At 36.9% G+C, this 23017-nt stretch carries 17 protein-coding genes and 1 pseudogene; 2 read left to right on the forward strand and 16 right to left on the reverse strand.

Going from position 1 to position 23017, the window contains the following annotated elements; translation table 11 throughout:
* Positions 1–206: pseudogene (locus C7972_RS24090) on the reverse strand (hypothetical protein); the annotation flags it as partial.
* Positions 207–444: 238 nt separating this feature from the next.
* On the opposite strand from C7972_RS24090, the gene C7972_RS11425 reads away from it, so the two are divergent.
* The gene (locus C7972_RS11425; protein ID WP_110356317.1) at positions 445–1224 is read left to right on the forward strand and encodes a hypothetical protein; all 780 of its coding nucleotides are present in this window, start codon (positions 445–447) and stop codon (positions 1222–1224) included.
* A 14-nt stretch (positions 1225–1238) separates the two neighbouring features.
* On the opposite strand, the gene C7972_RS11430 is transcribed toward C7972_RS11425, so the two are convergent.
* From C7972_RS11430 to C7972_RS11490, 13 genes are all read right to left on the reverse strand, one after another.
* Positions 1239–4472 carry a CHAT domain-containing protein gene (locus C7972_RS11430; protein ID WP_110356318.1) on the reverse strand — a complete coding sequence of 1078 codons (3234 nt, stop codon included), beginning with the start codon at positions 4470–4472 and terminating at the stop codon, positions 1239–1241.
* A complete protein-coding gene (locus tag C7972_RS11435; protein WP_110356319.1) occupies positions 4469–5203 on the reverse strand; it encodes a tol-pal system YbgF family protein in 735 nt (244 codons plus the stop codon). Before C7972_RS11435 ends, C7972_RS11430 begins: the two co-directional genes overlap by 4 nt.
* Positions 5196–5765 carry an RNA polymerase sigma factor gene (locus C7972_RS11440; protein WP_110356320.1) on the reverse strand — a complete coding sequence of 190 codons (570 nt, stop codon included), beginning with the start codon at positions 5763–5765 and terminating at the stop codon, positions 5196–5198. The genes C7972_RS11435 and C7972_RS11440 overlap by 8 nt, the downstream gene beginning before the upstream one ends.
* A gap of 92 nt (positions 5766–5857) precedes the next feature.
* On the reverse strand, positions 5858–8077 hold the full coding sequence (locus C7972_RS11445) for a hypothetical protein (RefSeq protein WP_146216308.1): 2220 nt from the start codon (positions 8075–8077) through the stop codon (positions 5858–5860).
* Between the two features lie 287 nt (positions 8078–8364).
* Positions 8365–9579 carry a hypothetical protein gene (locus C7972_RS11450; RefSeq protein ID WP_110356322.1) on the reverse strand — a complete coding sequence of 405 codons (1215 nt, stop codon included), beginning with the start codon at positions 9577–9579 and terminating at the stop codon, positions 8365–8367.
* A gap of 1142 nt (positions 9580–10721) precedes the next feature.
* Positions 10722–11099 carry a hypothetical protein gene (locus tag C7972_RS23675; RefSeq protein ID WP_146216309.1) on the reverse strand — a complete coding sequence of 126 codons (378 nt, stop codon included), beginning with the start codon at positions 11097–11099 and terminating at the stop codon, positions 10722–10724.
* 625 nt (positions 11100–11724) lie between these two features.
* Complete coding sequence (locus tag C7972_RS11460; RefSeq protein WP_110356324.1) at positions 11725–12069, reverse strand: GIY-YIG nuclease family protein; 345 nt, start codon at positions 12067–12069, stop codon at positions 11725–11727.
* Positions 12070–12145: 76 nt separating this feature from the next.
* Positions 12146–12577 (reverse strand): ester cyclase, encoded by a 432-nt coding sequence (locus C7972_RS11465; protein ID WP_110356325.1) that lies wholly within the window; start codon positions 12575–12577, stop codon positions 12146–12148.
* A gap of 131 nt (positions 12578–12708) precedes the next feature.
* The gene (locus C7972_RS11470) at positions 12709–13875 is read right to left on the reverse strand and encodes a hypothetical protein (RefSeq protein WP_146216310.1); all 1167 of its coding nucleotides are present in this window, start codon (positions 13873–13875) and stop codon (positions 12709–12711) included.
* Positions 13876–13903: 28 nt separating this feature from the next.
* The gene (locus tag C7972_RS11475) at positions 13904–14617 is read right to left on the reverse strand and encodes a CPBP family intramembrane glutamic endopeptidase (RefSeq protein WP_110356327.1); all 714 of its coding nucleotides are present in this window, start codon (positions 14615–14617) and stop codon (positions 13904–13906) included.
* The gene (locus C7972_RS11480; RefSeq protein ID WP_110356328.1) at positions 14617–15768 is read right to left on the reverse strand and encodes an FAD-dependent monooxygenase; all 1152 of its coding nucleotides are present in this window, start codon (positions 15766–15768) and stop codon (positions 14617–14619) included. The genes C7972_RS11475 and C7972_RS11480 overlap by 1 nt, the downstream gene beginning before the upstream one ends.
* 355 nt (positions 15769–16123) lie before the next feature.
* Positions 16124–16696 (reverse strand): Crp/Fnr family transcriptional regulator, encoded by a 573-nt coding sequence (locus C7972_RS11485; protein WP_181422861.1) that lies wholly within the window; start codon positions 16694–16696, stop codon positions 16124–16126.
* Between the two features lie 292 nt (positions 16697–16988).
* Entirely contained in the window at positions 16989–17279 is a 291-nt protein-coding gene (locus C7972_RS11490) for a hypothetical protein (protein ID WP_110356330.1), read from the reverse strand.
* A 258-nt stretch (positions 17280–17537) separates the two neighbouring features.
* Here C7972_RS11490 and C7972_RS11495 point away from each other — a divergent pair, with 258 nt between their 5' ends.
* Positions 17538–18407, forward strand: a complete 870-nt coding sequence (locus C7972_RS11495; RefSeq protein WP_258364831.1) for a DMT family transporter — start codon at positions 17538–17540, stop codon at positions 18405–18407.
* 338 nt (positions 18408–18745) lie between these two features.
* Here the strand turns inward: C7972_RS11495 and C7972_RS11500 are convergent, their stop codons facing one another.
* On the reverse strand, positions 18746–20209 hold the full coding sequence (locus tag C7972_RS11500; RefSeq protein ID WP_110356331.1) for a glycoside hydrolase family 140 protein: 1464 nt from the start codon (positions 20207–20209) through the stop codon (positions 18746–18748).
* Between the two features lie 19 nt (positions 20210–20228).
* On the reverse strand, positions 20229–22985 hold the full coding sequence (locus C7972_RS11505) for a family 78 glycoside hydrolase catalytic domain (RefSeq protein ID WP_220020893.1): 2757 nt from the start codon (positions 22983–22985) through the stop codon (positions 20229–20231).
* Positions 22986–23017 lie beyond the last annotated feature (32 nt).

Below are 23017 nucleotides of genomic sequence, written 5' to 3' on the forward strand. Positions count from 1 at the left end.
CGAGGCTCCATGAAGCCACTGGCTTTATACTTGCAATCCTTGTACTTGGATGGTATTTGTTTTTTCTCCTCCAAATATATCGTTAGACGGTTCTCATATAAAACATGCTTTATAGGCTTCTTATCGAATCCAACAATATCAAAATACTCTAATATTCCTTCTGGTAATATTAAACTTAACAAGGATAACTCAGTGCCTTTATTCATCAATGTAATTTAAAGCACAAAGAAAATTATTTTTCTCTTCAGACCCAAGTTTTGGGATTGATCCGTTTTTACCATTTTAAGAATATAATTTAATCAAGCGATATAAGAAGTATGGTTCAAGCCTAATTTCTGGGTATTTGGATATTTACGCATTGGAAAACTAAAAAAGGTACAGGGCAAATACCACATTTTTGATGACATTTTCTTTTTATTCCGATAGAAAGGAAAATAACCAATCATGAAAAAAATAAAATACGTCAGCATTGCATTGATTTTGATAGGAGTACTAGGTTGTAGTAAAGACGAGGATGCGATTGATAATTTAAAAAATGTTCAAGCCCAATTTTGCAACAATTATTCGGGACCGGGCGCTGCTTATTGGAACATGGCCAATGGTATTTTCTTACCATTGAATGAAGTTCCCATAATTAAAAACCCAGGTGGCCGTGTTTCATTTATTGAACAGCCACTTCTAAGTCTTCAATATCCAGAGGGTTACACAGGAACCGGTGTAAGGGATGTACAAAACTTTCCGATTGGGATTGATATAAAGCGTCTTGACAAAAGGGTGTTTTTTCGTTGGATTCCTAATGTAAGCCTTGTTGGTATTTCAGATTTCAATCAAATTATCGCCCAAGAAATCAATACGATGTTTGCCGAGGTGGGGTATGATCCGAACAATGGATTTGAACCTATATGCGCTCGTAATGAAAGTCAAAATTTTGAAAGTTTATTGGTCAATTTCAACGGTAGGGTAATACAATTTGGGGAATTTACTGGGATTGTATGGGTGCGATCCACAATTGTTCCGGGTTTGGGAACGGTCAATTCAGCGATTCAAATCTCTGCGGCACCTTCGGCCGAGTTTGACTCCCGTACTTTAGATACCTTTTTACCTTTTAATTTTCAACTTTACGTCCGACCAGATGGCGGAGGCTTTATTGATAATGATGGAGATGGCAGTCCAGCCCATTTAGATCCGGATGACAATGATCCCAATATAAGACATCAGGGATAGTTTGGGTTGAACACTTACGATTGGTCCTTCGGTACAAGGGGAGTCTTGGTCTTTCTTTTCCAAATTATTAAGAAAAAAACAGCTGCTACCAGTAACCCTAAAATTATATACCAGTAATTATCCATTGATGATGATAGTTCTATGGGTAGGGTGTCTCCCATTAAAATTAAACCCGCCCAGTATTGTGGATGAAGTGTTCTTCCCTCCGCATGATTTAAATAATCCAACTTTGCATTTTTTAGTGCCTCATCTTTGGGAAGGCCGTTTTCTAGATATCCATAAAAGTTATCCAGGATGACAGTGCTTGATTGCTCATCAATTTGCCAAAGACTGGTTAAGATACTTTTACTGCCTGCGTAGTTGAAAGCATGTGCCAAGGAAATCATTCCCTCACCAGGTTGATAGCTGGGTTTTCCCGTTTCACAGGCTGTTAAGATCGCTAGATTGGAATTTAGGTTTTGATTATATATCTCATAGGTATATAGGTAATTGTCATTGATAAGGGTTGAATCGGAAATGTTCTTTGCAAAGACCAATCGCGACAGTTGGGGATTTACATTGTTTGATTCTGCATGAGTGCCGATGTGTATAATCTTATGCTCGTTTGCCGTTTTATTAAAAATGGCTTTAGATGCCTGTTGATTTAAAAATGACCTACCCCCAAAACGTTTGGAATATCTTTGTGCAATATCGGCACTGAACGGTTGCGGTAATAAGGTTAGGTAGGTTTTATCTATATCAATTGAATCGTTAATGGCTATTACATATGCTCTCTTCATACTTTCATCAAAGGTAGGTGCGAAGGCCACAAAGTCATTGTTGAAATCCAGTGTATTTTGGTTATCATCCAAGAGAAGTAGGCTATAATTATATGAGATATTGTGTTTGGCCAAAAGACTTTTATTTGTCAGATCTTTAAAAGAATTAATTTTTTCAGCAGTAAGAAGTTCAAAATTTAAATTGAACAATTCTTGATCGGGGAATATTATAACATTGTCAGTTTTTATCTTGTTTTGAATAGGTTCCCAAAGGGACTTATATAAATGTGAGAGGCACTCAAAAATTTCAGAACTGTTTTTTTGGTAATCCGAAATGGTGGCAATACAATCCAACGGTAAATTGGAAGGTAGGGGAACCATCTCCATGTTGTCCTTTGTTATGATGACGGCAACGAGGTCGTGGTCAATGAACAGATATCGTACCGCTGTGTACAACCCGTCAATATTCTTCTGCAGATTGCCCAATGGCGTTAGAACAGTACTATATTTTAATTCATAATATAGCGGATACTCAGTTTTTAATTTAGCAAGGTAATCATCCCACTTCCGCAATTTGGCCTTCCAATCATCCACATCAAATTGAGTCCCTTCGGCCATGTCAAAAAAGGAATTGATGTTCTTGCGCAGTACATCTTCCTCTTCTCTGATATTTACAGGTGTGAGCTTATTTTCTGATAGGTTGAGCCTGGTGCGTATTCGATGGTATATGGAAGATTCGTGAAGTTCGATGATTTTTTCCAGATATTTTTTCTCGCCGGTTATATCAAATATTTTACGATATACCTTTTTGCCAAAATCAAATAATTCTCGACTATTCTCCAAGAGTACATTGATATCATCTTCGTTGGTGATCAATGATTTTTTTCGTTCAATTCTTTGAATGGCGTTCTCTATAACCTTGGTGATTTTACCCAAACTCTCGATTGTTTTGACCGTGTCCATTTCATATTGAGCCTTGGTGAGGTAAAGCAACAATCTTAGTTGGTTTGGGCTAAAAAATTCTTCAGAAATTATACTGTTGAACGATTGGCTTTTGTACGAGCCCAAAATTTGATTGCTCAGTTCAATAGTTCCTTTATAATCTTTTTGATCAAAAATTATTTTGACTTTGGCTATTCGCACCTCATTTGCCAAATAACTATCTGTTCCATGTACGGAAATAACCTCGGTAAGGGTGTTGTTGATAATACGAATACCTTCAGCATACTCATTCAGATTTGAATAAGATTTGGCCAGGTTGATATTGGCATAAACCTCATTTTGTGAAAATCCTTGTTCATTACTGTTTTTATACGCTTGAAGCGTTCTATGGTAATAGTCCACGGCTTCTTGGTAATTACCTTTTTGATAAGCTAAGTCGCCCAATACTCCGTAAAGGTTAGCTTGGTAAGAATAATTTTCCCCTTTGATTGAGTTTAAAGAGGTTTTTGCTTCTTCCAGATAAATTTCTGCTTTTTCTAGGTCATTATTGTATAGTAATGATTCGCCAACCATCAAGGCGGCACCGAAATACTGTATCGTATTTTTTAAGAAGTATTTTTTTGCATGGTTATACCCTAGCATGGCAATTCTTTTTGCCTTTTCCTTCTCCCCTAAATCGGAATACAGGCTTCCCAAATTTCTATAGGAGATAATTAGGTTTCCGTGCACTTTTTCCGTTAAGGGATGGTTATTGGTTTTGTTCAAAAAAGAATTGTAATGGTTTATTGTTTTTAATGTGAAACGCATGGCTTCATCAAAATTGCCGGCAGACTGTTTTACCATGAACCAATTGCCGTAGATGGTGCCCGGAAGATAATCGGTTTGTTCTGGGTCGTTATCGGTTTTGTCCAAAGCATTGATGGCCTTTTTAAAATAGTAATCGGCACTGTCAGGTTTGGCATTAAAATGCATTAGGGCTCCTTTGTAATTGTATATTCTTGGTGCCAAAGGGAAATTGCCCGAACTGTTTTTTTGGATTAAATCAAGAGCGTTGTTGGTGTGTGCGATCAATTGTCCAAAATCTCCCATTTTAAGGCCCAACTCACTTAAATGAAATTCAGATTCAACCATTCGATGGACATCACCAAACTCTTTGGCCAAACGGTTTACCTTTATTAAATATTTTTGTGCTTTTGGGGCAGTACCTTGATCTATGTACAAAATACCCATCCCCAAATTGGCGTCATAAGCAATAGTATCGTCTAATTTTCTGGAATCTATTAGGGAATATAACTCCAAAGCCTTTTTAAAATTAGTCTCTGGATTTTGTAGGAATTCTATCTTTCCCAAGGGATAGACCAAGCGCCCCAATAACAAATTGCTTGGATTCTCAATTTCCGTTTTAAGAATCTCCTGGGCAACTAAGAACTCATTTGAGGCGATTAGGCTGTCTATTTTCTTTAAGACGTTATCTTGTTGCGCGTTTGCCTTACACAAGAGTAAAATACAAAGAATGGCAATCAATACATCCAACTTCATAAATTTCATTCTTGAATTTTTTTCAGAAGCTCCCCGCTCTTTTCATCTGCAGCCATTTTCAAGTGCTTAACGGCTTCTACGGTATTATTATTCTTTAAATGCACAAGTGCTAAATAATAATGGGCTTCCTTGCTAAAAACGGACACTTCAGAGTTTAGGGTGTTTTTAAAAAAATCAATGGCCTTATTGGTATTCCCCTTAGCCAAATAGGCGCTTCCCAAGAAATAGTTCAAGGTGTCACTATCCTGATTTGTAAGCAATAACCTTTCCCATTTGTTGATTGCTACATCATAATTCCTTTGCTTGTAATCAACCATTGCCTCATAAAAGTCATAATTGTCATTGGTACCCATAACAGTGGGAAGTCCGGGGTCAACTGAGTAATAACTTTGAAAAAGTTTCTCGTTCGGACTTTGTTTGTTGAAAAACCATATAACCGATGAAATCAATATGGCAATACTTGCGGCTATACGGTACCAATAGAATTTATTCTTTGTGCCGGCCGTTCTACTGGAATCCTCTTTTAGACTATTATGGAAGGTCTCCATCGAATTTCGGAGTCCTTCTTCCTCAATGGCATAGAACAGTTCTTTAAACTCCTCATATTGTTTTCTTAGTTCAGGATCGCCATACAATTTGCTGTTGAATTCCGCTTTCTCTTTAGAATCCATTTGGTCCAAAAGTACTCTTTCATACTCTTCTTGCTGTTCTTGAGTTATGTAATTTGGGTACTTATCCATTGTTTTTTGTTTCCAAGGCCAATGCCTTGAGTTTTTCCATACAACGGTATTTTTTATTCCGTACCGATGCTGGGCCAAGTTGAAGGTCTTTTGCTATTTCATCCATAGATTTTCGCTCAAAATAGAATTGGGTCAAAATCTTTTTGCAAGATATACCTAGTTGTTTCATGGCCCCATGTAGGGCATTCAATTTGCTTTCCTCTTCGTTTTCATCCGAAGGGTCTTCACTTTCAGGGCTCATAGCAATGACCCCGTTATCGGAAACTGTTTTTTTAAAATGGGCAGAACGTAAATAGTCAGTCCATTTATTTTTGGCTATGGTAAAAAGATAGGCTTCTAGATTACTATTTTCTTTAAGTTTATCATTTTTGACGTTTCGCCAGCAAGCAATAAAAGCTTCTTGAAATACATCCTTGGCCTGGGCTTCATCTCCATTGTTTATGAAAACATGGCTCCTGAATTTAGGAAATATGTTTTGATATACCTCTTGCATAACCTTCTGATCATTGTTTTTAAAAGCGGTAACGAGCTGGTTATTGGTCTTTTGTAAGGTATTCCCCATATTTTTTTGAAAACATGGGGAATTTACAAATTTTCATTTGCTTTTGGAATTAATAAGATTAAAGTACATTTTATCTCGATATAGTTCATGCACTAATTAAATATTGGCGTAATTTCTATATTTAATGGTTCTACACTTATATTTTCAACTAGCTCTTGGGCACGTGTCTCTGCCTGGGCTTGATTGCAACTGTCAAAAATTATGATGCTTCCTACCCCTGATCTAAATCTTAAAATCCCGTTCCCCATATCTTCCAATTGCCTTTCATCAAGAACCCTTTCTTGGTTCACCACACCATTACTGGAGGTAATGATTCCCTTATAACCAGAGGCGCCTTCAACAGCAGCAAAATCTGCGGCATATGGAATGGGACTAAAAGCTTGATAACCAATATTATCGGTACACCCTGAGTTTGAGATTTCCTTAAGGTTGGGCTGCCTAGTGAATGACACTGTAAAGGACTCGCAACCTTTCTTGTTGTTCATGGTCATTGTGTCCCGCCCTGCCTCGGTTAATTCACCTGTATTTTTATTGCGCAAGTACAGAATGACGGTCACTGTCTCTTTATTGTCACCACTACCTAATTCGGACTCAAGTGCGGTACTGATATATGAAACATAATTCTTTTTTGTAATAATTGATTCACCAAAATTATTGGGGTCATCACCAATATCTTGAAGCCTTCCTCTGTACTCGTTCGATGTGCTCCAATGAAATTCAAATTCCTCCAATTCCGGCTCAAGGTCAGTGATTGCGGTTACCCGAAGCTCGGTGGCTTGACCCAGGCAGAGTTCAACATTATCACGTTGCATCTCAACAACCGCATCTATAGATCTAACGTTCCAATTTTCAAAATTAAAAGCCCTTGTGCGCAGACCACCAAAATTGGAATAATAATTTGTTGCTTTTATATTCCTATCTATGGCGGCAAATATAACTGTTGTTCTTTGATACCCAGTTTCAATTAATTCATGGTTCTGTATAAAAGTATTTGGAAAGTCACCGTTACCGGACAATATATTATAAACATCCTGTAACATAGTACGTAGGTCATTGCTCAATCGAATATCTTCATACAAGGCTGGAAGAAAAATGTTCGTTGCTTCCTTGAACTGGTTGTCTATAACTTCTTCAATAACATCGGGATATTGTTCAAGAACGGGGAGGACGGCATTGAGCAATGCATTTTCTTTATCACTACCGAATGGCGGCAGTAATGATTTGTTACCAGCTATATCCAGAAGAGTAGGTAAAAAATAGTCGATAACGTAGGTTTTTTTATTGATTTCCGCATAGGTGTTCCGTTCTTCTTCCGTCATGCCCCTTCCACCGGAATTGGGCTGACCAGAACCAATAACGACCACTTCGTATTCGGCCACAAATTCAGAGGCAGGGTTTACTGGCAATAATATTGGGTCTGTTTTTATGGCATTGTCAATTGATGCCTGCTGTGCGTTTATTTGTTGGACCGAATTTCCCAATTCCAAAGTTTCTATTTTGTTGGTCTTGCCTGTCTCCAATTCAAAACTCTCAAAAGTGCTGGAGGTATAGTTCGGTATATTATATACGTCACCGTTTCTATCGGTATAACTCTTTTTGTAAATGATGACGTTGGATCTTCTTGGCAGGGAATTTTGCAACATTATGCGGGTTGAATCAATACTGGATAGGGTTACACCGCTTTTTGTGCTTTCATCGTTAAAAAAAATCCGATTTTCAATTCCTGTTGAATTCTTTGAGGTTATTTGGTCCAAAAAGTTTTGTAGGGTTGGTTCATAATTGCCTTGGCTATAGAAGAGTGGATCACTTTTAAACAATGTTTGTATATCTTGTACAAAATTCGAAAAACCTGGGTTTGTCTTAATACTTTTTAAAAAGGCACTTTTTGCATTATCCGGTAACAAATAATAACCCAGAGCATAATAAAGTATGATTTCAGCTGTGGTTTCAACTGACAGTTCACTTCTTTCTTTAGTAATGAATCCGGCGAGTAAAACATTATTTTCCGCATCCAGAAAATATCCAATCTCTATGGTTTCACCGTTTAAGGGTAGGTTTCCGGTTCCATTGGCATCAATATCTGAATTGGCGCCAAGGGAAACCAATGTGCCGTTTGTGAAGTCCACGCTGGAATCCTCGGGCAGCAATATTTGTACATCCACGGTTTCAAACGTACTATCCATCGGGTTTTCGGTGTCTTGGGAAATATCGTCATCTGTGATAAATTCATTTGCATCGTCATCTGACTTACAGGCTAAAATGATGGTAAAAAAAATTAGGGTCAATACGAAATTTATGTTTGGAATTTTCATATTTGGTTTGTTAAAAAGGTTACTGTTTCTTAATTGGTTTTTTTGGATTTTGTCCATTTTTCCAAGATGTGACCTACGGTATTTTTTAAGGTACCAGAAAATGTTTCTGTCCATGGGCTCCTTCAAATATTTCAACGTTTTGTGTCAATTAACGATAGCCCTATAATTTTCATTGGTATCAGGATTACAAAATCGATCAAAATCAAGGTGAAAAATGCATTTTCCATATTGTTGCAATTTTAAAGTTGTTAAATTTTTATAGGTATCATTTTAATGTTAAAATGTCATCAAAAGGCTTTCCCAACTTTGGTCCACTCCCTATTTCCAAGGTTTATGCCTCCGTTGGGATTGTAGAATAGGTCGTCGTTTTTAATGTAGTTGCCTTCACTATCCATCCAATATTGGGTTGAACCGGCATCTACCTGATAATTTTTTCCATTTAGGGGGTTGTAAACGGTTTCCTCTTCGTTTATCATATTGAGGAAGTTTTTATGGGAGGTATCACTGCTCGAACCAAAAGTACGGTTCATGAATGAAGCATGGTTGGCATCCTGTGCGGCCCAAATTCCTTTCATTTTCTGTTGATGGGCATTAAATGCCGCTTGTCTGTTTTGCATGTTTATCTGGTGTTGTTGAGCAGCTTTTTGAGCGCGTAACTGATTTAATTGCGCTACATACTGTTTCCATTGTGGATTTTCTTTTGAGTTGATCAGTGCATTCTCAAAAGTTGAAATGGTCTCTGTAAAATGATCCTCATCAACAAACATATAATCGGTACTGTACATCCAGAGCGTCATGGTATCGATGTAACTCAATGGCTGTTGCATGTAAATTTTACCTACTGTGGCTAGCGCTTTTTGGCCGTTATTGTTTTTCCAGACCGTTGTTGTGATGTCCAATTTTACTTGACCTCCACTTTCGGCATTTATTTTTCCTCGGAGGTAGTCTTCTAATTTGGGCAGTCTAATATTCTCCATAAAACTGAATCCACTGTTTTGCATACGTGGCAATACTTCTTCTTCAATAATACGCTGATTACTTATCATTGGCCGGTGCAAGTTGGCGGCAGTAGAATTTCTCATAAACTGATAAGTCTGAGGGTTTTGATATGAAATATGTGCCCTTAAGGGGGTATTGAACGATTTTAGATTATTCGGACCTTGGATCTGTGTCAAAAAAATTGGAATTTTTTGGTCCATAGTGTAATTAGGCTTGGATATAACCGTCCAATCTGCTGGATAGTTTGAACTGCTCACGACCAGACCGGTTCGAGCGTCCCGAAATTGATGGGTCTTCAACTTCTTTTTTCCTAACTTTTCAAAGAACCCCAGTTTTGATTCGGTTTTGGAAGGTTCAGTTTCAAAATTGGATTCGGTTGTGAAATCTTCTTCGTACCCATTATCGTAGGCATCAAAATCTGTATTGGCATGGGGTGAATTTTTGTTGCCACAAGCGGATAGTAGTGATAGAATTAAAATAAGTCGGATGGCATATGCTTTCATTTGATAATTTTTATTGGTTTTTTATAGGATATCGTTTTAATGCTAAAATGTCATCACTTTTGGTTATAACATTTAGGGTAGGGTAGTACATTCATACTTTTGAATCTATGGAAAGTTCAATGATGGATTGTTCAAGATACCTTGAATACATGGCATTAAGGGATGATTCATGGCCTGTGTTTTTTATTTGAGGTTTTTTCAGTAAAGGCTATAATTAAGGGAACTTAATGTCTGTTCCATAGCTTGTTTCGCATTTGGATTAAAGGTGAAAATTTATTAGTAAAACTCAATTTTGAGAAGTTGGTAAGACGCACTTAAAATTGCAAGTTGAACTAATCCCGCCTTTTTCGGCTGGATCTAGGTTCGATACCTCGACCCTAGTGTCTATTCCTATTATTGGGTTCAAGGTCTGCCGACAAAGGCAGACTTGCCCTGAGGTTTAATACCTTTTGTGCAAACCTATTTATGGCAGTAAATTGAAACAATTATAAAACATCTCCTGAGCAGTCTAAGGGATGTATTTAATTCAGACTTTTAAGATGGCAATCTTTAATTTCCGGCAAATGAAATTGTGTTTGCCTGTATAAATTCAAAACCAAAATTTAGTAAAGGAAAAACTATAACTAAAGAGACCGGGTAGTGCAGGGAAGAAATTATTAAATAGTGGCTAAATATTTCTTTGAAAATCAACAATCGGATAGTATAATTATTGGTCATGGCCAAGTTATAGGAAATGTGGATGATATGCCTCTTAGGAAAGGCACAGCACAGGTTTTAGTGGGAGGTTACGTTGTGTGATGGCTATTGAATCGTTGAATAAGCAATACGTTGTTTAAAGTTAAACGCTTATTCCCCCAGATTTCTCTAGTTTCATTCTGTCCGGCTTATCCAGAGGAGGTCACATATATAAAGGTTCGGTGAAATGTCACTATAACCTCTACAGATGCAGAAAAGGATACAATTTCAACTCCTATATTTGTTGAAACCTATTATAGATTAAAAAGACATGCCATAACAATAGATTAAACTTAATAAGGGTTCTGCCTAAATTTAAAGGTTTGTTTATATACATAAGATCTGCATAATCACTGGGACTTTGTTTTTCCAGTATTTGCCAAAATAACGGATCAGAATACATCAAACTATGTTAGCGGTAATGCTATGAACCATTTAGAGATTGACTCCCATGTTGTAAGGTGAATATTAAAAACAATTATACTGTGAACAATAATGTATAAACCCAAGATTAACGGAAAAACCCATCTCCCTTTTTTTTGTTTTCGCTCTTTTATGATTAGTATGATTATTAAGGAATATAGTATAAACATTGCTACTGCATAAGCTTCAGGCAGTGGTATAATGGCATAGTTAATGAACCTTACCAGTGCAGGTTCTATAAATACAATTCCGGTCGCAATCATTGCCCGTGCATGAATTTCCATGTTTTTCCTATAAGTAATTGCTATTAAATATGCGGTACCTAGAATTATTAAGTCCTTAAATGGTACAAATAATGCCATATCCAAATTTTCGTTATTTAATTTATTCCTGCTATGCATTAATAGCAGGATCGATATAAACATAAGTGGAAATAATATATAAGAACCCTTACCGATCCATTTATGAATCGTCAATTTCCTTCTCCTAATTAGTATTGGTTGTAGGATTAGTGTCAGCATCCAAAGAGACATCAATATGGTGTGGAAATGAAAATAAAAAGTAAAGTCGCCCGTGCCATTAAAAAATTTAGAAAAATATGAAGGCCAAAAACCGAGGATGACCAATGCTATGAGTCCTATAAAATAGTAACCAGATTTATCAAAGCGAGTAATTGATTTTGTTGATTTCATTGCTGTAGACTTTTTTATGCTATGGGAATCCGTAGAAAGATTTTGGTGAATAATGGATGTATTCTTTATAAAATAAATTACTGTTGCTAGAAAGCTATATTTTAAGATAGATTATATCTGTATTACACACTGTGAGCCAAAGTTGCGGATAATTTGGATTTTTTAGGAAATTGTATTTCCTATAAACAGTGCCCTACATTTTTCTATTGAAATATACCTAGGTGAATTCTGATTTTTGGTCCCTTTAAAAAAACATATTCAAGTAAGTAAGGTGCCGTCATATTTTGCCTATTTCTTACATATAGATACTTTTATGATCAATATCCAGTTCATCAACTACGAGATTCTGAAGGGTTTTAAGTTCTCTTGAATCACGGATATGTTGTTCTTGATTGTATTCCATTTCCGCCAAAACCTCAAAGACAAAATTCACTTCTCCATGTTCGTTCCAATCTTTTTGCAAACTTTTATTTCTGTGTTTGCCCCATTTTAATTCCATTTTGTGCCTATTCCATTTGGATACCATATCGATACTGCTATCGATCATAACCCTGTTGTTGATGTTGTTTCTAATTTGAAAAACGCCCATCGGCTTCTTAATTTGCCTATATTCTTCCCTGAGTTCTTTTTTGGTTTTCATGCCAACTATTTCAATTGTATTATTGGTTTTGCAAATCCGCACAAAAGAATTTTACGAAATTCACTATATGTAGATTCTATTTTTCCTTTTCCTTTATTTCACATCCGTGCGGTAAACTTTTAAGCTGATTTTCTATGGACTCCCCATCGATTAATGCCCAATGTTCAATAATTTTTCCTTCTTTAATCTTAAAATATCTAAAGCCGGATATGCTCAATTCCTTGCCAGTTGCCTCTATACCTCTCCAGGTTCCGATATGTTTTAGGTTCATTATAATTCTTACAACGCTCTTATGACCTTCCGTTATTTGGTCTTCTATTACGGTATTATGTTTAAAGGCCATATCCGTGGCCAAAATCCATTTTTTAAGTCCTTCCTTGTTTGCTAACATGGAGGAAGGCAAAGAATAATCTTTAAACTCGGGATGTATGAACTTATCCAATTCATCAAAATGTTTATGATTCCATATTTGCTCAATAAAGCTTGTGGCTATATTCGAATTTTCCATTTGTTTTGATATTATTTAAAATAATTGAATCAATTTTCCGTAAAGTTTTTTGCAAAACACAAAAAAGAAAGTATCGGAATAAATACTTGCAAGGTTTAATTTCATATTCGTTCCTTGACGATTATTTGGGGTTATAAAGTTTCACCACTTAAAATCAATTGATATGCTTGTTCATAACCTGAGGCAGTCGAGTCTTCATCGTGACTAATTTGGGCAAGTCTATCTATTGATCCAATAATGCTTTTTTCTACTTGCAATAAAGATAATTCTGTATTTGTCCCATCAAATAGGTTACTTAATTCATCATTCAAACGATGTCCATTGCTAGCTAAAAAGGATCGATAATCGGAAATGACCTCGCTAATGATGGATTTTAATTTTTTGTGTTCTTTTTGTACTTCGGAAAGTTCAAATGTTGCTCTATTTTTATGTTTCAAAGCATAGTCTTTTTTTAACTGTTTTACTTTTTCAGGGTCAGGATATTTTCCCCAGTAATCTGTTACTATAAGGGGGATTTTTTTATACAGTTGATCATAGCTTTCATTCAATTCCGCGTGATTTCCAGAACTGCTCTTTGCTTGGTGGATTCGTGTACTGCATGTTTCATTGGCCTCGTATAATCTGGACGTGGTCTTGCTAACAAAAGTGTTAATATCCTGGGTGTTATTATTGATCTTGGTGTCTTTTAATCGTTTTATATGGGCCTCATGGGAATCGTCCAAATCGCCTGCAACTATTTTTTTGTTGACAATATCTTCTTTTCCCTGAGTTGTCATGTTATTGTATTTGACCGCCATTTGCTTTGCATATTCGGGATCATTCATCATCCGTTGCAGGTCCGCTTCCGTAAAGGGGCTCAAACTGGAAGAGGACATATTGGATGCCATTGCTTTTTTAGCGGCAACCTCACGTTCCCCATCGCTCATTTTCATAACCCTATCCATGCCTCCCATGCGTTGGATCATTTCATTTTGGTTGGCTTGATTTTTATATCCATCCCCACCAATCTTACTGTTATATGCGTGGACTTTTGAAGCGTAATGGGACTCAATCTGGTTTGCATATAATTCCATTTGCTTAATAAAGGCATCATATTGCAATTTAAGTTGGGAATCACCTTCGCAGTGGATACTTTTGTTGCATACATATTGAAATGCGGCTTCTGGACTGGTTTGTAATACTGGTACTGCATTCAATAGCGCATAATAATCTGCATTTCCAAGTACCGATGAGGTGGATTTTTGGGAAAATATATGACCTGTTGATAATAAAATTAGCGTTAATAATGTTGTTTTCATTTGTTGTTTTTTATTGTTATTGATGATATTAATTGACAAATCCAAAAGCAAGGGCCATAAAACCAAATGCACCAAAAACAGTATGGATCAGTATAGCAATGGTGGTATTCTGTCTTAATTGGGCAACAGCGGGCAAAATGAAGAAGATGGGAAAGGACACAAGGATTAAATCGAGCCCCATGGGTAGATGCCAAAAAGTCCAGAATATACCTTGAACAAACCATGCCCATTTTCCCAGTTGCAATTCCTGTCTCGGTAGTATGTATCCTCTCCAAAGAAATTCTTCACCCAAAATATTGAAGAAGAAAAATAATGTCCAAGCATAAAGAATCCACATGTTATGACTCACAAGGGGCATATTTCTAAAAAAAAATGGCATTGCATCAATCCCCATCTTTGGCATTATTATTTTGGCTGTCAAATAAGAGGAGGTGCATAGTATAATAAAGGTAACAATGGTATATATCCAGTCTTTTTTAGATAATTTATTGATTCTCATTCTAAAAAAAATAGCTTTAATTTTATTGGAAGTACTTTCGTTTTTAGATAAGAAAATTGACATAATAAACATTGGAATTAACGCAATTCCACCAACGCTAATGAAATAGATGACCTCAATGGGCAATAGACTATTGGTTTCAAATAGGGGGATTATCAATTGGCAGGCTATATAATTCAAAAGGGTTGGTAAGCCACAGAAAAAAATATAATCCTTCCACTGTAGAGGGTTTACAACTTTCATTAATTACTTATATTTTCAAAGTCAACTTCTTCTATTTTTTTTATTTGATTTTTTCCCAATGCGTCTGGCATACATCGCAATAGGGTATTTCGTATTGCTATGAGATTATGCGCTTCCAATTGTGCCAATTTGCCAATTTGTCTTGACTTATCGATAATCCATTTTGTTCTTTTGAGCCTATGTTTTTCGAACCTTAAAAAAGCATGTTCATAATTTGAAATCTCCGACATACTTTTTGCAATTATTACCGCATCTTCTATAGCTTGGCATGCCCCTTGCCCCATATTGGGTGTTGTAGCATGGGCAGCGTCCCCAATCAGTACGATACGTCCAAAAGCAAAATGGTTCAATGGTATTATATCACATATATCATTCTGAATTAAGTTGGCATTAATGGATGCCTTTAGAATTTTAGGTATGTGCCCATGGTATTTTTTAAATCGATTGTAGATATCCACAACTTGATAGGACTTAAAATGAGGGTCCTCAGCGGCTGCATTGACGCAGGCAAACCAATACAGGTAATTATCTGCAAGGGGCACTATACCGAACCTGCCATTTGCGCCCCAAGTTTCTGATGCTTCGTTTACTAGCAGCTGGGGATTTTTAATGATTGCTCTCCAACAGGTATATCCCGAATATCTGATTTTGGCGTCAGGGACCAGCTGTTGCCTTATAACGGAGTGTATGCCGTCTGCAACAATAACATAGTTGGAAAGATATGTGCTTCCATCTTCAAATTTTAGTTTAACAGCAAAATCCGTACTCTCAAAAGATTCTATTCGTTTGCCCAAGTGAATTGTTGACGGATCAAGTTTTGATAATAATAACTGATGTAGGGTGGCCCTATGTATTGAAAAAGTTCCACTGCCTAATTCCTTATCGAAATTTGTTTTTGAGATTATTTTTCCAAATGGATCATAAATGGAAAAAGAGGGCAAAAGTTTACCTTGACCTAAAACCTCTTCATATATGCCAAGTGCCTTAAAAGCCTTCATGGCATTTAGTCCCAACCCTAATCCTGCCCCTACAGGCTCTATTTTATTGGTTGCTTCAAAAATTTGAGTCTCAATTCCGATTCTGTTGAGTGCTAAAGCGGTGGTAAGTCCGGCTATACCTGCTCCTATAATTGTTACTGTTTGATGTTCCATAGTGAATGCAAATTTGGGTTACTTCCGTAAAACATATCTTTACATATGTTAAAATACACCTCCCTTACTGCGAACTGTTTTATTGTTGAAGTCGTAGACAATTAAGGGTGAACTTAAAAATTACCGAAAGACTTGCTGAATATTATGCGGTATAAAGGCATTCTACAAAAAAGTAGCTATCCATAATTAAATTGTGTAGCTGCTGTTTATATGGTTGGAAGCTAGAGAATGGCAACATTGGGATAGTAATCGCCGTGAAATAGGAAGAAGGAGTACCAAGTTCAAAAAATGATCGGTTGCGGAATAAGTACCTTATGGAATTCCGGTTAAGTGGGATATATCATTTTTATAAGCACTATTGAATACCGGCCCTAATTCTACTAATACTAACCTGGGTAGTGCCTAGGTAGGAAGCTATGTAATGAAGAGGGCATCTGTTCATAATCCCGGGGTATTTTTTTGCCATGATTTCATAACGCTCTTTCATACTGTAGAATCGAAGGCTTGCTATACGTTGTTGTTCTTCCAGTAAGGCCAATCCCATGAGTTTTCTCGCATTATGTTCCAAAGCATGGTGCTTTGCACATAGTTTTTCAAAATCAGCTGACAAAAAATGAAATATTTCTGAATCCTCAATTAATTGGATGCCTTTATCACTCGGAAGCCCGGTCAATAAACTTGGAACTGCCCCAATAAATTGGCCGTCTATTGCAAAATAATCTGTTACATCTTTATCATCATGAAAGTAAAATGCACGTGCCAATCCGCGTTGAACAAAAAACATGGATTTGGCATACTTACCAATTTCCAATAAAGCTGTATTTTTTGGAATTAGGTCATATGAAATGATTTTTTCAAAATCCTCAATTACATCATTTTTTAATGGTGAAAGCGAGTGAAACAAACTGATTATTGGATTGGGGTTCATAGGGCAATGATTTAGGTTTAGCATTTACAATGTATTATTTGCAAAAACTGTTTCAAATTATTTGTTATTAGTAATACTCTACTGATAATTGTTACATTCCCTGGAATAGAATGTTGAAGTTTGTTAAGGATGCCGCACGTTTCTAGATTGTAATATTACCTTTAATTTTACTTGTGTTCTAAAGGAAGCCCAAAGGAGGAAGTCCATCTATATTTTATAAGTGAGGGCTCTGCAAAGTGTATTAGCTTGGTTTTGGGGGTAGGGGGGTACAGTATGGTCCTGTTTCTGCCCTTTATTTACCGATTATTATACCATACTCTGCTGGTATGACCACTCCAGAAAATCCATTTGTAAACCCATAGAATATTACCAAAATAGTTATTGATCCCATAATTAAGATAAGGTAAGATTGTTTCCTTGGCTCAACGCCGAGTATATTCCTTTTCAATTTTTTTATATGGATAGCCGAAATATGAAGGAAAAATGTAATTATGGCCAGACCATAATACGGTATGAAAAATATATTTACCGGGAACGCGTTTATACCTGCTGCACCGAAATAAAAGTAAGTATCCAAATTCATTAAAACTTTTGATTACTAATGTATTCCTTTGTACAGGCGTTTGATAATAATTTTTGAATACAAATACTCTGACAGGTATAATTATTTTTTTTCCAATACACATTGGAGCTGTGTACCTGGACAAAGTCAATAAAAAATAGGAAATTCAATAAATAAGGACAATTCATGCCGTTCTTAGGGCCTGTATGGACATGGTTTTTATACCTTAGCACTTTTAAGCCATTGAAATATTGGCTTTGGCAAATCAACCACGCTATTTTGTTACATTTTAAATGGAGTAAATCTACCGGATTGGATTTTAAAAAGGCCGTACTTTTTATGGTCATTAGTACCTTCTCGTTTGCCTTGATGAATGTTTCGGTAAAATATTTGGCGCGTATCCCTACATTTCAAATTGTATTTTTTAGATGCTTTGGTTCGCTGGTATTGGCTACGACTTTCATCGTGGTAAAGGGGATTCCCATATTTGGGAACAAACGAAGACTAATGTTGTTAAGAGCTATACTGGGATTAACGGCTATGAGTCTGTACTTTCTTTCCTTAAAGCACCTAAATGTTGGCACCGCAGTTTCATTACGTTATATAGCGCCGATCTTTGCTGCCATATTTGCGGTTTTCCTGTTAAGGGAAAAGTTGAAAAATATTCAATGGCTTTTTTTTCTAATTGCCTTTGCAGGGGTATTGGTCCTAAAGGGATTTGATGGTAATATTAATACCACTGGACTGACATTAATCTTAACTGCTTCTGTTTTTAGTGGAATGGTCTACGTGGTTATCAGAAAAATAGGGGTTTCAGATCATCCTGCCGTTGTAGTAAATTATTTTATGTTCGTAGGAACCATTATTGGTGGCCTTTTGGCCATTGCAGTTTGGGTACGGCCTATGGGTTACGAATGGCTATTTTTACTTCTGTTAGGGGTCTTTGGTTTTATGGGGCAATTATATATGACCAGGGCGTTTCAAATAGCCAAAACAAACCTTGTTGCTCCGTTAAAATATATTGAGGTGATCTTTACAATTTCCATAGGTGTTTTATGGTTCCAAGAGGCCTATACTATTTTTAGTTTTCTTGGGCTATTTATGATCATTTCAGCATTGGTGTTGAATACTTTGGTGAAGAAGGATTGAATATACATGTTTCTCGACCAAGGCAGTTGCCATTGATCATTGTTGGATATGATTCAATAGAATTGCCAGCCTAAGGTCTTATATTTAATTGGGATAAAGCACCATTCTTAGAGTCGTTGTCTATGAGTCAAATATGGATCCAGAGGCGAAATGTGTAGCGCTTCAACAAACAGGTTCAATTAAATTATTATATTCTCCCTATCTAGTACTGCACAGTTTTTTTGAGACAACACATATCGTATTCCGTAACATTTCTAGCTTCGTAATTGTGAAACAAAAATTGACAATTGATTTCAATTTTCATTTCCAAAGATTCCCTAGTCCTTTAATATACATGCTCACTTGGAATTATTTTTTAAAATAACGCCAGGGGGTGAATAATTTTTAGAAGCATCGTCTATTACTAATACCCAATCACTACCGCCCATACTTTCTCGTATGCGTTTGTCCCATTTAGGAGAAAAGGTTCCGGTATTTTTATAATCACCAATTAGGTATGCCAGACCTGTTCGAGGATCATAATACCAAGCCCTTATTTCTTCAGACCCAATAACAGCTGTGTTGATACCAATATCCCGGACAATTGGAAAATACGCCATAATATAAGTGGCATCGTTTTGGCCTTTAGTGCCATCGCGGGTAGCCACTTTAAAATCAGATTGTGATGCATTGTCACCCATTAGTAAGGATTGATCTGGAATTCTTTCTAAAAAAGGTCTTGATTTGAAAAGTGATTTTAAATATCGCACTTGAAAGCTTCCTTTGGCATCTATCGCTTTGTCCCATGTTTGGATAGGGTATAATATTGGGGGGTATTCCTTGCGATTCATTTGCCAAACGGCATTATTTCCATAGGTAGTGCCAAAGCCACCAGCAAACACTGACCAATACATAGCCCTTCTGGCTTCATAATCTGTATTGTAACCATTCACAGGATTAAATGCAATAGGAATATCTTCATATACGGGCTCGCCATCAATAACCGGCTTGGTAGGTATAACATCATAGTCTTTTTTTATCATTTGGTAATTGGGATTTACCGCATTTCCATGACCGGATTGCAACATATAAAAATCTAACTGTTCTGCAATTCCAGGGTATTCAGTGATGGAATGACCCCCATTAATATGGTACGTAATCAAGTGCTTACCTTGACTACCTGTTTTGAGTCCTTCTATCATATTTGTCCAGATACCTTCATTGCCTTCAGGAATTCTATCTCCCCCTGTAATCCATACGATATTCCAATTGTTTTTATAGCGATTCCCCAAAAATTTACTGTACTCAAAAGCGTTTTTTGGGCTGAATATGGAGAGATTATCAAATAACGCGTGCTCTTTGTCTTCTGCATGTGAGCCCCATGTGGGCAACAACGCCAAATAGAGGTTGTACTTTGCCGCTAATGCGACTACTTGATCTATTTTTTTAAAATAGGCTTCGTTTGGAACTAACGGATTATTTTTCTCAAGTGGTAAATATCCTTCTGGTGTGGGTTTTGTTAAACCATCACACTCTGCCAAAATTACTGCCTGTATAACCGTATAACCTTTAGCCGACCGGTTCATTAAGTAATGTTCTATTTCAATTAGATCTAGTTTGTGAAAAAGCTCCCATGCCGTATCACCCATCCAGAAAAATGGCTGTTCATTTTCAGTAACCAAATACCGTTGATTCTCACTTACTTTTAAGTATTGGGAAAAGCTGCTGGACCAACACAAAGTCAATATGACCATAATTACTATGTTCAACCGCTTACCTATAAAAAAAAATCCTTTCACCTTATAATCCATTTGCGAGTTCATTGATCTAGTTTTTTAAAGATTATTGTTTAACAGACTTAAAGATGTAATCGCCACTATCAATTTCATAAACTGCATAATCCCCTTTCATCTCAATAAATCTAGGACTTACCCTCCCTTCCATTTCAGATTTGGCCGTGACATCATTTTTATGGGCTGCTGGCACGCATATCGTGGCCCAACTCCCAATGGGTACAGTGACGTTCATAACAAAATCAGCGGTAGTATTTTTCCAAGAAATACCAGCTTTACCATAAGGTGTATTATTGTAGTACGAAATAGCAGTGAGACCATCTACGGGTTGCGGCCTAAAAATAATGTGCTTGTATCCTGGTTCGGCGGGGTCTGGTTTCATCCCTGCCAAATAATTGTATAAATAAACGAGGCCACCACCAAACATGGGGTGATTATGCGATCCTTCTTCAGACCATTTTTCACGGGTGGTAGTTGACCCAAGTTTTAACCAATGGCCAAAACTAGGTTCATCTGTTTTGTTCAAGGCCTCATATGCCAATTGATTTAAACCGTTTTCTGCCAAAACCTCAAAGAAATATCGCGTTCCAAAAATACCAGTATCAAAATGCCCCTTGTTCATTTTTATATTCGATACCAAAGTTTCCTTTACGTCTTTATAATGTTTTTCAGGAACCCCCATTTTTAATGCAAAAATATTTCCGCCCCCGGCGCCATAGGTTTTTTCCGTTTCACTGTAAAATACCTTATGAAAAGCCCTTTGTGTTATATTGGCCATTTTCTTATAGCGCTCGGCCTCCTGGTCATTACCCAGTACTTTTGCAGTCTTAGCTGCAATATCAAGGCACATCCAATAGTAAAAAGTATGAACCAAATCATCTCTAATTAGTTCGCCCGGAGGTACCCAATCTCCCAGATTGTACCATTTTAAAATGGCCCCGTCGGCCCCTGTTCTTTTTGAAAACATTATACCCTTGTCATCTACCCACGTTTGCATATACTTTATGTACGCCTTCATGGGTTCATAGCTATCTTGCAGCACATCCATTGATCCGTATTGCAAATAGAATTCCCAAGGCATAATACTTACGGCTGCGCCCCATGCAACACCTCCACCACAACCCGGTTGCCATGGGGCGGCATTTGGTACATACCCTGTTTTTAAGTCTTGGGCATCAAGAATGTCTTGAATCCATTTATGATAAAAATTTTTGGCGTTATAGGTTTGCATTACCATAGCACATGCTACTTGCCCATCTCCGGTATACCCCGAACGTTCTCTATGTGGACAATCACTTACTATACCTCCATGCATGTTGTCTATTTGGCTTCTTTTCCATATAGTTACTATATCAGTTAGCATCTTATTTGAACTATTGAAGGTTGCTGATTCCTCTATTTTGGTATTTACGGCTTCAGCTATAAGATGTTCTTTTTTTAATATACCTGGCCAATTTGATATTTCAATACCACTAAAAACAAACCAATTAAAACGCGGAGCATAGGTTTCCAAACCATCACCTTTAAAGGTGTAGCTATTATCACCAGAATAAAGATTTCCATTAAATGAGATGTCGACCTTATGTCCAGCTGGGCCTTTTACATTCTGAAGTTTTACCCAACCTGATATCTCAACTCCAAAGTCTACTTTGTATTTGCCTTCAGAGATCTTCTCTATGGATACCGGGGAAATTTGTTCCGTAACCTTATCGGTATTTGCTGAATGGGCAACCAATTCTCCTTCGGGGGCTTTTCTAATAGTAGCATTGGACCACGAGCTGGTATCAATTTTGTTTGTAGACCAATTAGCTATTTCTTTTGTAGCATCATAGGTCTCACCATAATAAACCATATTCATAAGTATTGGGCTTTTTGCAACCTTCCAAGAGTTATCCGTTACGATCACATCTTCACTGCCATCGGTATAGGTTATGTGTATCTGGCATAAAAAACGTGGGGTGCCATAGCCCTCGGTCCAAAATTTGGCGGGATTATAAAAACCATTGCCAAGAATGGCTCCGACCACATTTTCACCTTGTTTTAAACCATTTTTAATATCATAGGCTAGATACATGACTTTGTATTTTGTGAAATTGTCTTCTACATTGATCAAGAAATTGGGCAAATTAGGTCTTTTACCATAATTTGTTTGGTTGGGCACCAATACATCATCACCTATTTTGGAACCATTTGCGTAAAATTCAAAGTATCCCAATCCTGTGGTATATGCTATCGCTTTTGAAATTTCCTTTTCAATTACAAACACTTTTCGAAGCAAAGGGGCAGGAGGCCCAAAATCTATAGGTCTTGTATCTGGGCCGCCTTCCGGTTTGGGGAAATGCGCCTCACCTTGCCAAGGAGCACCTATCCATTGGGCCTTCCATTCAGAGGAATCCAGTATTCCCATACTCCATTTTGCAGGCGAACTCCATTTGGACGATTGGTCTTTTTCGTTCCATATTCGTACCTGCCACCAATAGTCTTGACGTGATTGCAATGCTTTTCCATTGTAGATTATTCGAGTAGATTGGTCAGATGCAACCTTTTTACTATCCCACATATCTGGGGTTTTCAATAAGGCTTCCTTGCTGGCTACCCTAACCTGCCATGCCATTTGTTTTTTTATGTCATTTTCCTTAGTAGCACTATTTATCCATGAAAATCGAGGGTGGGTCTCATCTATAACAGCGGGATTTTTTGAATACTCTGTAGAAAGCTCTATAGGTACAACCTCCGGTATGGTTTGTTGCTTTTTAACGCAATCGGTAAGAAAAAAGATAAATATTATGGAAATTATGCATTTCATTTTCAATTGACTTTACAAAGGTTAAATAGAAT

This window comes from Arenibacter sp. ARW7G5Y1 (genome assembly GCF_003201775.1).
In the GTDB taxonomy this organism is placed as follows: domain Bacteria; phylum Bacteroidota; class Bacteroidia; order Flavobacteriales; family Flavobacteriaceae; genus Arenibacter.

Bases quoted from the DNA above. Each gene is read 5' to 3' on its own strand.
- C7972_RS11450 (WP_110356322.1), bottom strand. From the start codon at position 9,579: ATGAAAGCATATGCCATCCGACTTATTTTAATTCTATCACTACTATCC.
- C7972_RS11440 (WP_110356320.1), bottom strand. From the start codon at position 5,765: ATGGGGAATACCTTACAAAAGACCAATAACCAGCTCGTTACCGCTTTT.
- C7972_RS11425 (WP_110356317.1), top strand. From the start codon at position 445: ATGAAAAAAATAAAATACGTCAGCATTGCATTGATTTTGATAGGAGTA.
- C7972_RS11475 (WP_110356327.1), bottom strand. From the start codon at position 14,617: ATGAAAGTTGTAAACCCTCTACAGTGGAAGGATTATATTTTTTTCTGT.
- C7972_RS11505 (WP_220020893.1), bottom strand. From the start codon at position 22,985: ATGAAATGCATAATTTCCATAATATTTATCTTTTTTCTTACCGATTGC.
- C7972_RS11430 (WP_110356318.1), bottom strand. From the start codon at position 4,472: ATGAAATTTATGAAGTTGGATGTATTGATTGCCATTCTTTGTATTTTA.
- C7972_RS11485 (WP_181422861.1), bottom strand. From the start codon at position 16,696: ATGAACCCCAATCCAATAATCAGTTTGTTTCACTCGCTTTCACCATTA.
- C7972_RS11435 (WP_110356319.1), bottom strand. From the start codon at position 5,203: ATGGATAAGTACCCAAATTACATAACTCAAGAACAGCAAGAAGAGTAT.
- C7972_RS11470 (WP_146216310.1), bottom strand. From the start codon at position 13,875: ATGAAAACAACATTATTAACGCTAATTTTATTATCAACAGGTCATATA.
- C7972_RS11465 (WP_110356325.1), bottom strand. From the start codon at position 12,577: ATGGAAAATTCGAATATAGCCACAAGCTTTATTGAGCAAATATGGAAT.
- C7972_RS11480 (WP_110356328.1), bottom strand. From the start codon at position 15,768: ATGGAACATCAAACAGTAACAATTATAGGAGCAGGTATAGCCGGACTT.
- C7972_RS11460 (WP_110356324.1), bottom strand. From the start codon at position 12,069: ATGAAAACCAAAAAAGAACTCAGGGAAGAATATAGGCAAATTAAGAAG.
- C7972_RS11490 (WP_110356330.1), bottom strand. From the start codon at position 17,279: ATGAATTTGGATACTTACTTTTATTTCGGTGCAGCAGGTATAAACGCG.
- C7972_RS23675 (WP_146216309.1), bottom strand. From the start codon at position 11,099: ATGGCATTATTTGTACCATTTAAGGACTTAATAATTCTAGGTACCGCA.
- C7972_RS11500 (WP_110356331.1), bottom strand. From the start codon at position 20,209: ATGAACTCGCAAATGGATTATAAGGTGAAAGGATTTTTTTTTATAGGT.
- C7972_RS11445 (WP_146216308.1), bottom strand. From the start codon at position 8,077: ATGAAAATTCCAAACATAAATTTCGTATTGACCCTAATTTTTTTTACC.